The sequence below is a fragment of the Kitasatospora sp. NPDC047058 genome (genome assembly GCF_040643935.1).
GTDB lineage: Bacteria > Actinomycetota > Actinomycetes > Streptomycetales > Streptomycetaceae > Kitasatospora.
In genome coordinates this window covers 1-3,011 of record NZ_JBEYVJ010000619.1, presented here as the reverse complement: position 1 = coordinate 3,011, position 3,011 = coordinate 1, and the positions used below count along the sequence as shown (strand labels likewise).

Annotated in this window: 2 protein-coding genes; one reads left to right on the top strand and one right to left on the bottom strand. The window is 75.7% G+C overall.

All coding sequences use genetic code 11. From position 1 onward, the window contains the following. Nucleotides 1-19: 19 nt before the first annotated feature. Nucleotides 20-1,174: a DUF6777 domain-containing protein gene (locus ABZ885_RS38385; protein ID WP_360199412.1), complete on the bottom strand. Its 1,155-nt coding sequence runs from the start codon at nt 1,172-1,174 to the stop codon at nt 20-22. A 495-nt stretch (nt 1,175-1,669) separates the two neighbouring features. Here ABZ885_RS38385 and ABZ885_RS38380 point away from each other — a divergent pair, with 495 nt between their 5' ends. Next, on the top strand, nt 1,670-2,998 hold the full coding sequence (locus ABZ885_RS38380) for a streptophobe family protein (RefSeq protein ID WP_360199410.1): 1,329 nt from the start codon (nt 1,670-1,672) through the stop codon (nt 2,996-2,998). Nucleotides 2,999-3,011: the final 13 nt, after the last annotated feature.

Sequence of the window (3,011 nt, the reverse complement as noted above, 5' to 3'; positions counted from 1 at the left end):
GCCCGCCGCCGGACGGCCCCTAGCTGGACCCGCCCCCCGACGCGGTCGGGCACGGCGGGAGCGTCGAGGGCAGGACGGTGGCGCAGGCCGCCGTCGCCGCCGTCGTGGTGCCGGTCGCCGTACTCGTCCCGGTGGTCGTCGTCGTGGCCGTCGCCGTGGTGGCCGTCGCCGTCGCGGTGGTCGCGGTCGCCGTCGCGGTGGTCGGCTTCGCGGTGGCCGAGGACGGCGTGGCCGTGGCCGTGGCCGTGGTGGGCGTGGAGGTGGCGGTGCTCGCCGAGGAGGACGGCCCCGACGGCTTGCCGGAGGAGGTGGAGGCCGAGGCCGAGCCGGACGACGGACCGGTGGAGCCCGAGGCGGAACCGGAGCCGGACGTGGTGGCCGAGGTGCTGCCCGAGGCCGGGCCCGACCCCGACGGCGAGGCCGGCTTCATCGGCTCGGCCGGCGGAATGCCCGGCGCGAGCTCCTTGGGCGGCGGGACCGTCCGGTCCTCCACCTTGATCTGCCCGGTCACCCGGGCGAACCAGCCGCCGGTGGCGACGTTCACCAGGATGAACTCCTTCACCGGCTGCGGCGCCGCCACCACGACGATCAGTGCGGACGGCTGGAAGCCCGTCCAGGTCTTGCCGGTGTACTTCGCGTCCGGCACCAGGACCGGCGGCTTCAGCGGGTTGCCGCAGCCGCACCGCACCCGGGGCACGCCCTGGGAGTCCACCAGGACGGCCGTGCCCGCCTGGAGCACCGACTGGTAGGCGACCGCCGCGCCACCCTTGTAGGCGTGGTTGGTCACCCGGGTGTCCACCCGCAGGTAGGCCGAGGTCAGCGAGCGCATGTAGCCCGGGATGGCGGACTGCTGGATCCCCTGGGCGGAGGACCAGGCCCGGCCGGTGTCCCCGGTCGAGGTCATCGAGATCAGCTTTTCGGTGTCACAGGCCGGCTTGGACATCGTCCCCGCGTAGAGCCCGGCCGACGAGCCCTGCACGCTGTGCAGGCCGGTCGCCGTGGCCCCGGCGGCCGGTGAGGCGGGAGCCGAGGTCGGCGCCGGTGCCATCACGGCGGCCGTTTCGACCGACTGGGTGAACGGCGCGGGCCCGGTCTCGCTCGACGACTGGGCGGCCACCTCGTTGCCGGTGGGGATGATGTTCTCACTGGGCTTGCTGCTGTTGGTGCTGTTCACGATCAGCACCGTGGCCGCCACCGCCAGCGCCAGGGTGCCCCCGGCCAGCGCCAGCTTCTTGCCCGAACGCCACCACGGCGTCGGCCGCCCGCCCGGCGCACCGCCGGGTGCTCCGCCCGAGGAACCGCCCGGGCCGGAGGGGCCGGACGGGGGAGAGGACGGGGGGCCTTGGTGCCCGCCCGAGGGCGGCCCGGCGAGCGGGCCGGACGGCGGACCGGAGGGCGGGCCGGAGGGGGGACCGGACGGCGGTCCGAACGGGCCCGTGGGGCCGGACGGGGGCGGTTGGGAACTCATCGAGGCTCCGTTTCGCAGGCGGCCGGCGAAGCGCCCGGCCCGATCAGGCTCCCCCACCGGATTCCATTTCTGCCCCGGCGGCCCGACGGCCGCAACAGCAGGTGGGGTGACGGTCGCCCGGCGCACACAGCGCGCGGTGGCGCGTCCTGGGCCAACCTGGAGGCAGACGCGAGGGGGGTACCCGAGTCCACAGGAGCCCGTATGCACCCGGAGCCCCCCACCACGGCGGCCGGACCGCCCGGCGTCCTGCGCGGCTGGCTGGACGCGCTCGCGGTCGTCCTGGCCGGGCTGGCCGCGATGGCGGCGGTCGCCGCACTCGGCCTCTGGGCGGCGGGCGCCGACGCGCTCCCGGGCGGCGGGTTCCCGTCCATCCTGGCCGCCACGCTGGCGCTGGCCGTCGGCGGCGAGGTCGGACTCGACGGCGGTGCGGGCTTCTTCGCCCATGTGGACGCCGGGATCGTCGCCATGCCGCTGACCGTCGGCCTGGCCGGCGCGCTCGTGATGGCCGAGGTGTTCCTGCGCCAGCTGCGCTTCCGGGCCGTCGCCCACGGCGGCGAACTGCTCGGGCGGATCGCCCGGACGGCGGCCGTCTGGGTGGTGGCGCTGGTGCTGCTCACCCTGGGTGCCCGGCACACGTTCACCGTCCCCCTGGGCAACGACCTCGTCGAGCAGCTCGGCGGCGCCCTCGGCCTGACCCCCGAGGTCGGCTTCCACGCCGAGGCGTCGAGCACCATCGGCCTCGGCCTGCTCTGGCTGCTGGTGGTCCTGGCGGCCACCTTCGCGGTCTCCCGCCGCGCGCCGCTCCCGCGCCGCCTGGTGCCGTTCCAGCAGGCCGTCCGGCCGGCCGCGTTCGCGATGCTGATGGTGCTGCTCGCCTACGTGGTGATCGGGCTGGTCGCCGGGCTGCTCACCGCGATCGTGCACGGCAACGCCCGGCAGACCGCGGCCGTCCTGCTGCTGGCCCTGCCCAACCTGGTCTGGCTCGCCTTCGGCGTCGGGCTCGGCGGACAGTGGCACGGACAGCTGGTCGGCGCGGTCGGCCTGCCGGTGCCCAAGCCGCTGGCCGAGGTGCTGCGCGGGTCGGACGGGCAGGAGGCCACCATCAGCCTCGGCAAGCTCGCCGAGCAGGACGCCCGGGCCTGGTGGCTGCTGCCGCTGGCCGCCGTGCTGATGCTCGCGGCCGGGATCCTCACGGCGTACCGCTCGCCGCGCGGGACGAAGCCGTGGCGGCACGCCGTCCGGCTGGGTGCGGCCTCGGCCGTCGTCATGCTGTTGGTGGGCGTCTGGACGCGGGTCTCCGCCGACTACGGCCTGTCGGTGCTCGGTGTCGGCGTCGGGGAGGGCGGCCTCGGGGACCTGCTCGGGAGCGTCCTCGGCAACGCCAACCCGGTGGCCGACCTCGGCGGCGGCAAGCTCACGCTGGACCCCGTGCTGTGGATCACGGTCCCGCTGGCGGCGGGCGATCGCCGCGGCGACGAACTGCTCGTGCCTGTACGACATGACGGACCCCCTATCTGCCACAAGCGGTAGATGATCTGCCGCA